The sequence below is a fragment of the Thermogemmatispora sp. genome, from assembly GCF_042408735.1.
Taxonomy (GTDB): Bacteria; Chloroflexota; Ktedonobacteria; order Ktedonobacterales; family Ktedonobacteraceae; genus Thermogemmatispora.
In genome coordinates this window covers 24,337-32,249 of record NZ_JBHOQV010000098.1, presented here as the reverse complement: position 1 = coordinate 32,249, position 7,913 = coordinate 24,337, and the positions used below count along the sequence as shown (strand labels likewise).

The 7,913-nt window shown below is 60.4% G+C and carries 7 protein-coding genes; 5 read left to right on the top strand and 2 right to left on the bottom strand.

Annotation, left to right across the window (positions count from 1 at the left end):
- Window positions 1–70: 70 nt before the first annotated feature.
- From ACFMO7_RS08610 to ACFMO7_RS08600, 3 genes are all read left to right on the top strand, one after another.
- Complete coding sequence (locus ACFMO7_RS08610) at window positions 71–925, top strand: DUF3662 and FHA domain-containing protein (RefSeq protein WP_376795080.1); 855 nt, start codon at window positions 71–73, stop codon at window positions 923–925.
- A gap of 12 nt (window positions 926–937) precedes the next feature.
- Entirely contained in the window at window positions 938–1,384 is a 447-nt protein-coding gene (locus tag ACFMO7_RS08605) for an FHA domain-containing protein (RefSeq protein ID WP_376795079.1), read from the top strand.
- A gap of 110 nt (window positions 1,385–1,494) precedes the next feature.
- On the top strand, window positions 1,495–2,862 hold the full coding sequence (locus ACFMO7_RS08600) for an FtsW/RodA/SpoVE family cell cycle protein (protein ID WP_376795078.1): 1,368 nt from the start codon (window positions 1,495–1,497) through the stop codon (window positions 2,860–2,862).
- A 166-nt stretch (window positions 2,863–3,028) separates the two neighbouring features.
- Here ACFMO7_RS08600 and ACFMO7_RS08595 read toward each other — a convergent pair whose 3' ends face one another.
- Window positions 3,029–4,852, bottom strand: a complete 1,824-nt coding sequence (locus tag ACFMO7_RS08595) for a hypothetical protein (RefSeq protein WP_376795077.1) — start codon at window positions 4,850–4,852, stop codon at window positions 3,029–3,031.
- A 202-nt stretch (window positions 4,853–5,054) separates the two neighbouring features.
- Here ACFMO7_RS08595 and ACFMO7_RS08590 point away from each other — a divergent pair, with 202 nt between their 5' ends.
- Both ACFMO7_RS08590 and ACFMO7_RS08585 read left to right on the top strand, forming a co-directional pair.
- A complete protein-coding gene (locus tag ACFMO7_RS08590) occupies window positions 5,055–5,699 on the top strand; it encodes a hypothetical protein (RefSeq protein WP_376795076.1) in 645 nt (214 codons plus the stop codon).
- A gap of 48 nt (window positions 5,700–5,747) precedes the next feature.
- The gene (locus tag ACFMO7_RS08585) at window positions 5,748–7,169 is read left to right on the top strand and encodes a hypothetical protein (protein ID WP_376795075.1); all 1,422 of its coding nucleotides are present in this window, start codon (window positions 5,748–5,750) and stop codon (window positions 7,167–7,169) included.
- A 224-nt stretch (window positions 7,170–7,393) separates the two neighbouring features.
- Here the strand turns inward: ACFMO7_RS08585 and ACFMO7_RS08580 are convergent, their stop codons facing one another.
- Window positions 7,394–7,771 (bottom strand): lipopolysaccharide assembly protein LapA domain-containing protein, encoded by a 378-nt coding sequence (locus tag ACFMO7_RS08580; RefSeq protein ID WP_376795074.1) that lies wholly within the window; start codon window positions 7,769–7,771, stop codon window positions 7,394–7,396.
- Window positions 7,772–7,913: the final 142 nt, after the last annotated feature.

Sequence of the window (7,913 nt, the reverse complement as noted above, 5' to 3'; positions counted from 1 at the left end):
CCTTGAAGGCGCAGATGGCCGCCGATGTGGAGCAGGTTCGGCAGATTCTATAAAGGGAGCGTGAGCCAGGGTGAAAACGCGCCAGAATCCACTCTCACGGTTTGAAGCCTTTATGCAGCGGCTGATCGAGGGGCCGTTTGCCTTTCTCTTTCCTTCGAGACTGGAGCCGGTGGAGGTGGCCCGGAAGCTGGAGCGGGCAATGGAGGATAATGTCTTTCAGGGGGTGGATCGTCTGCTGGCACCGAACGTCTACGATATCTATTTGAGTATCAAGGACCACCAGCGTTTCGCTCCCAGTCAGGCCATTCTGGTGCGAGAGTGGCAGGAGGATCTGGTGAATCTGGCTCGCCAACGGCACTATACCCTGCGCTCCAATCCGGTGCTGCGCCTGCATGCCGATAGTAGCCTGCGCCCCGGCCTGGTGCGCATCGAGGCCGAACTGGTCGACCGGCAGCATCGCACCGGCGATCCCAGCGTGGACGGAGAGGTCATGGAGACGCAGGCCCTCAGCGCTGAGCAGCTCGCCCAGCTCCGGGCCCAGCTGCAATCTGGCCAGTTGCTGCCCGGCATCGATGTCCCCGCCGGTTCCTCTATGAGCGGCCTGGCTTCAGCGCGCGTCGCTCCCGCTCTGCCGCAAGCCTGGCTGACCATTCGCGTCCCCCAGGGCCAGCAGATCTATCGCATCGAGAAGCCCGTCATCAATATCGGCAGGCAGCTCAATAACGATATTATTGTGGAGGACAAGCGCGTCTCGCGCTACCATGCTCAAATCAAATATCAGCCCAATGGGCAGTTTATGCTCTTCGATCTTGGCAGTACCAACGGGATCACGGTGAATGGGATGCCCGGGGTACGCCAGCATACCCTGCGCAGCGGTGATCGTTTCACCATTGGGAGCTATGATTTTTACTTTGAGCGAAGGTAGGGACACTGACTCATGCCTTTGGACGTCTTTTTATTAATATTAAGAATCCTGCTGCTGATCCTTCTCTACCTCTTTTTGATGCAAGTCGTGCTCACGATCTCCCGCGATCTGCGCAGGACGGCGACCTTGGGAAGCGAGATGGATGCACGAACCCCGCCGGTGGTTGGGCATCTGGTGGTGGTCGATAGTGGTCCCAGCAATCTGCTGCCGGGGACACGCTTTGACCTGATGCCGCAGACGACGATCGGGCGCGGCCCTACCAATACGATCCAGTTGCCCTACCCCTTTATCTCCGCCGAGCATACGCGGCTCTGGTATCGCAATGGCGTCTGGTATGTCCAGGATGCCGGCAGCGTTAACGGTACCTTTCTGAATAGCAAGCCGGCCCGCGAGGCCTTGCCCGCCCGGCCCGGGGACCTGATCCAGATCGGCCCCGTCTCTTTTAAGCTCACTCCCTAGTCCTGCTCGCGCTGCCTGCCGGGCCTGGTCGAGGTCCGCTTCCTCTCAGGCTCGGCACGCCTGGTTTTGTCGTGACTTGCTGACTGCTGACAGTGAAAGGTCAGACTGCGATGACGTTCCGCTATCGCTGGAAAGAATTGGGATTGTTTATCGTCCCATTCCTGATTCTGTTGCTGGGAATGACCCAGCTTCTGCTCGCTAATCGCGATCAGACCTCATCGCTGAGCACGCGCAATTTGCCGCCAGTCCAGGGCCTGATCCCCATTCTGGGACTGATCGCTCTCTTTCTGACGGTCAATATTGTGCTGAGCTTCTTTTTCTCGCGGGCCGATCAGATGCTACTGCCGCTGGCCGGTTTGCTCAGTGGCCTGGGCGTTCTGATGGCGATGCGTGTCGGCCCAGATATCAATCGGCCCACCCTGGGGACCCAGCAACTGATCTGGGTAATCCTGGGCATTATTATGTGTATGGTCACCCTCTTTGGCCTGCGGCGCATGCAGTGGCTGGAGCGCTATAAGTACACCTGGGCGGCCCTGGGCTTGTTGCTGGTGGGGGTGACTCTGGTGAACACTCTGCATGTCAAGAACCTGGATAGCCCCACTCATGATCAGCTCAAGCTGGGTCCTTTTGCCTTTCAGCCTTCGGAGCTGCTCAAGATCTGTATCGTCATCTTCTTTGCGGCCTACCTGAGCGAGAATCGCGATATTCTGGCCGGCAAAGGTCCGCGCTTTGGCCCATTCCGTCTTCCTCCGCTGCGCCAGCTCGGCCCGGTCTTTATGATGCTGGGTATTGCCCTGCTGCTCTTCCTGGTGGTCCGTGAGCTGGGGCTGGCCCTCTTGATCTACGGCCTCTTCCTCTGCATGATCTACCTCAGCTCGCAGAAGAAGTCCTATGTCTTCTTCGGGCTACTGCTCTTCGCCTTGCTGGCCTTCATCGGCTATTCGTTGTTCAGCTACGTGCGTAACCGCTTCGCGGTGGTCGGTTTTGATGTAGTAAATTGGCAGCGCTGGACAGAGGCGCAGACCACTTTCGCTGAGAACCAGGGCTTCCAGATTGTCCAGGGACTGATCACGCTCTCTAGCGGCGGCATCCTGGGGGCTGGCCTCGGCCTTGGGCATCCGACGATTGTCCCGGTGGTCGAGTCGGATATGGTGCTGACCGCCTTCGGCGAGGAGCTGGGACTGGGGGGCTTGCTGGCCCTCATTGGCCTCTATCTGCTGCTGATTTACCGCGGCTATCGCATCGCTATGGAGGCCCGCGATCCTTTTAACCAGCTCCTGGCGGCTGGTCTGACCTCGATCTTTGCTCTCCAGACCCTCATCATTGCCGCGGGCAACATCAAGTTGCTCCCGCTCACAGGTATTCCTCTGCCGTTTTTGAGCTACGGCGGTAGCTCGGTGATCGCTAACTACATCATTATTGGCCTCCTTCTGCGCATCTCCTCCAATACAGCTCTTGAACGTGAGGGGCTGGCGTAGCCGGGCGCTGGCATCCAATCCAATGGCAGACTGGGCTGGAGCCGGCACATCATCTGTGAGCTGGTCTGGCCAGATGATGCGCCGGCCCGCGCTCTGCCCGCTCTCACAGGCTGAGGCAGGCCCCTCCGCTTTTGCTGTCCGAACCTGAGAACCTGAAATGCCCGAATCAGCCCACCGGCAGGCGTCCCTCTCGCTCAAGATGAGGGTCTCCTCCTTGCTCGCGGGACGTCAGAGGCAGCGGCTGAGGGCCGAGCGGCGGTGACCAGGTCCGCTGCCGTCGACGCTCAGCCAGCACCAGCGGGATAGCCAGCAGCAGGAAGGACCAGCCCCACAGACCACGCAGCCAGCTGATTTGTAAGCCTGGCCACAAAGGTAGCCCTGTGCGCTCCATGCCCCAGACATAGCCAGCGTAGATGGAGAGCATGCAGAAAGCCGTCAGGGCCAGGGTAACGGCCAAGGCCCGCGAGCGGAGCAGGTTCTGCCAGCGCTTGTCAGTCGCCAGCGCCAGCAGGCTGAGGCCGACCCAGCTCACCAGGTACCAGGGCCAGAACCAGGTTGAGCCGACGAAACAGAAGAGCAGCCAGGCCAGCGCCATCCAGCCACAGAGCGCCGAGAACGAGCGGATGGAGGCAGGACGGCGCAGAGCAGAGAGACAGAGACCCCCATAGGCCACGATGAAGAGGAGACTGGCGATGCTGTGGGCGATAATCTCCGGAAGGGAACCGGTATTCTCGTTAAGCTGGATCAAACGGATACCGGCGATGGTCGCATAGAGGTGTACCAGAAACTCGTAGGGAGTGTTGCGAGCCATCGAGGCGCTGGGGTTGACCTTGAGCAGGCGCAGCACCGCTCCGTGCTGCCAGAATGGCCAGTAGAGCAGCACAATACAGCTGACATAGACCAGAAGCATGGCCATCGGGAGCCGCAGGCGTCGCCAGAAAGGAAGCTCCTGCTCGGAACGCGCCAGGAGGAAGAGGAGCAAACCAGGAAAGATAACAATGAAGGTGATTTTAAGACAGGCGGCTAAGGCCAGCGCAAGAGTGGCTGCTAGCAGCCAGGGCAGTTGCTGAGCGCGCTGCCAGCGGAGGAGGAGCCAGCAGGCCAGCAAGATCAGGAAAAGGATAGCGGCGTCGTTGTGGGCATTGACGCAGGCCTCTAGCAGAAGCAGGGGATTCCAGGCCAGCCCAAGGGTAACGGTGAGGCGCGTGAGACGCAGACGCGGGGTAGTGGCTTCCTGCGCCCTGAAGGCCAGGCCGCTGCCGCTCCAGAGCAGGGCCGTTGCACCAAGGTGCATGCTCAGGCCGAATAAACGCAGGAGGAATACCATGCTCCAGACGCTGCTGTGATGAAGCTGTAGGGCCAGCCACTGAAGCAGGCTGGTACAGGCGATCCAGGTGGGTCCGTAGGCCGAAGGCTGAGTGGTCCAGAAGATATATTGATAGATGGGATCGTGGGAGATAGCGATGGGTAGCGTTGTCAGGGGATTGAGATGGTAAATTACGCCTATGCGGGCATAGATAATGTACGAGAAAACGTCTTGTGATGTCAGAGCAGGATATAATACCAAAATGAAACCGAGGAAAGCCGTCGATAAGAGGATAAACCGATAAGAGACCAGAGGAGGCAAAGCACGCAGAGCCAGCAGATAGAGCAGGCAGACGAGAGCCAGCCCGCCGCAGAAGAGGAGCAGGTCGCGCCAGTTCAGGGGGGCGTTGTGCAGGGCCTGGTTGTCCAGAGGATGGCGCGCCGAGACGAGCGGCTGGTGGGGAAAGAGCAGGTGAGTCGGCAGAAGTAGCCAGTGCTCTACCCATGAGCCGGGGAAGGCTTGATAAAAGTAGAGCGCGCGCAGAGGCAGAATGAGGCCGAGAACTGCCAGGCTGATCCCCAGCAAAAGTACAAGGCCACCAGGGAGCAGCGATCCGGACGGGCGCCTTGCTAGCGCCACTTCTTTTTTATAATGTTGAGCCAGAGGAGCTACTGGGTATGTCATCTGAAAAGGTCCCCCCGCCATGATCTGGAAAACTATCCACGCCCTGGTCCTGGGGCCAGGACCAGTACCAGTATTTATGCCTACCACTAGGTATAAATACCTAAACATAGTATACGGTCTCGTGTAAAGTGCCGCTTGTTCGTGGGGGCCAGGCATGGTATACTTTGGCAGAAGGGAGCCGCGTACCATTCAAGCGACTGCTGTGAGCAGAGCAAGTACGATGGGCCAGTACCAGCAATGGCTGCTCTGTCAGGAGACTGATCAGAGCCTGAGACGGAAACTAGAGGCGCTGGAGGCTGAGCGAGCCGCCCTGCTGGAGCGTATAAGCCAGCTAGAGCGTGAGCAGCCGCGGCCGGGGAACCAGCTTGTGCGTCTTCTGCTGAGCGCGTTAGGGGAGGAGGGGCAGCAGCAAGGTCAGCAGGCGCGTATAAGCTTCTCGCCGTTATCCTCGTCGTCATCCTCTAGTTCTGGCGGTGCCACGGTGATCCCGCCCAGGCGTAGCCCGGCTGAGGTGGCTGGAGGAGGGGCTGGTTCTAGTCCTATGCGGATGCCTGTGCCTGGGCCGGGTGCTGAGCAGCTTGGAGGAAATTCCTCCCTTCCTCACAAGGAGGGTCTAGCCCAGCTGGGATTACCCTTGAAGTTGCAGGAACTTGAGCTACCTGAGTGGCTCCATCGTCTGACCATCTCCTCGGGCAAAGATCGGCGCCCCGGCCCGATTGATGAAGAGCGAATACGCACCAATCGCCTGGTACAGCGCTGGTTGGAGCGCTGGGGGCGGATTCCCCCCTCGTCAACTTCATCTTCGTCCCAGTCCCCTTCTTTGAGAGAGGGCCTAACCCAGGAGTAAAGGCTCCTGCCAACAAGCTGGCCCCGTGCTCTGCTTGAGGATACCAAGATGAACGATAGCGAGCAGTTGCAGCGTCTCTACAGCCGTTTAAGCCGGCGCGATATTGATGAGTTCTATGCCGGCTATCAGCTCTGGTTAGCCGAGCAGCGTCTGGCGGTCTTAGATGCAGAGATTCAGGCTTTGCGCCAGCAGATCGAGCAGAACGAGCAGCGTCTGCGTCAGCTCCAGCCGTCCGAGGGGCTAGCGAACCTGCTCACGAGCCTGCGCGCCTGGGGGGTAAGCGATGTCGTCCTGCTCGATCGTCTCTGTGAGCGTGGCGAGGAATGGTTGCAGGCCATGTTCCGCCGGCTCGATACCTGTCGCCGGCTGGGCCTCTTTGATGGTGACTGCGCGCGCTGGTGCGAGCATGCTCTAGAGGGAGCCTATGACTGGCTCGATTCGATCGAGGAGGAGCCGCCTCTGACCTCTGAGGAGCTGGTCTCGCCAGAGACCGCTGAGTGGGCTGCTGGTGAGGAGGAGAGCCTCGGGGCCGGGCTGACAGAGGATGAGTTTCTGCGTCGCCTGCTACGCGAGGAGGCGACCGCAGGTAGCCTACCCGCGATCGCGCCGGCCGAGGTAGTGGTTGTCGATGGCGACGGCGGTGAGGTCCCGACAGGGTCTGAGCAGGCAGTGCCAGCGGAGGTCGTTCCTCTTCCGGAGCAGGAGGCCGACCAGGCAACGCAGACAGGGCTGACGCACTCGGACGCGGCAGCCAGCCAGCCAGAGGAGACGGAAGCGCTAGAAGCGCCCTGCAGCGCTGGGAGCGGGTCCCCACTCGACGAGGCTCCTGAGACGCTGCCTGAGCAGGCTGGGTCAGGACAGGACTTCTCTTCTTTGGAGGAGCCAGCTATCCGCGAGTACGTCAGCGACACCGCCAACGGCGCAGCCCCAAAGCCATCCCCCAGCGAAGGCCAGGAGGGGGAAGACCAGTCTCCAGGGGAGCAAGAGGCGATATCCTCTTCGGTGGGTGCCTTCTATGAGTTCAGCCCCGCAGGCCACCAGGAGGCTCCTTCTGGTGCGGAAGAAGTGGTTGTCCCCGAAGGGGAGAGCCAGGAGCTGGTGGCACAAGACACGAGCTTCTCCTGCCTGGCAGATGCAGACCAGGCTCAGGAAGAGAACGAAAAGGCAGAAGCGGTGCTGGCGCCGTCTCAAGATCCAGTTGAGTCTGAAGCGCTGCCTCATCCTGCCCCGGCTGCGGCTAAGAGTCAGCCTTCTGCTCTGGCTGCCTTGGAGGAGCAGCCCTCCGAAACTGCGCAGCCTGGAGATGAGCAGGGGGAATGTCGGCAAGAGGCCGACCCGCAAGGGGGGTCGGTCATGACAGGTGAGCCAGTCCGCTCGCCTCGGGAACAGGAGGACGAAGAGGAAGACACTGCCACGGAACTCCAATTCTGGCAGCGCATCTTTGGCCGGCATAGTGTCGAGCTTGATTGACACCGCTGGCTGGCCACGCTGGCCACCGGACCAGGAGCGGAGCGGCAGATAAGAGAACAATCAAGAGCCGGGACGGAGTCAAAGACCCGTCCTTTTCTTGTTCCTGTTCCCGCTGCCCCCCAACCTCTGCTCGCCCTCGGGCGGACCGCCCTCAAGCCAAAGAGCACAGCCTTCCTGACGCACAGCGGTCAGAACGGTCGGGCTGAGCAACACCAACTACCGCTTTAGTAGCCCCCAGGTGGAAAGCCAGTGGGAGGGCCGAGATGGTGGCCGAGCGACCCGCCGGGGCCAGGCATGCCGGGAATACCAGGCATGGGGACAACCGAGGGCATCTGTGGAAGGGGGCCGGACGGAATGCGCGCCGCCTGTGCGGCCTGCAAGGCTGCTGCCTTCTCTCGCTCAAGCTCTTCCACACGCTTGCGCAGCCGCTCCAGCTCCCGCCGGTCCCTCAGCGAGGCCAGAACCGCGATCACATAGAAGACCAGTGCGCCCAAGAGGAAGGAGAGCAGAAGCAGCACTCCCAGCGGAAGAGGAATATGGAGATGCCAGGAGAAGAGAGACAGCTCAACGTCGCTCAATGGAGACCCGTTTGCAGTCATCATGGTGCACCGTTCAATAGCAGATCTATCGATGCGTGCTCATCAGTATATATAGCCGGCGTCTCTGCGCTCATGCACGAGCTGACCTTACGAGCGAGATAGGAGGAAGAGACCGCGCCTGGGAGAGCCGGGCCGCACGACGTGG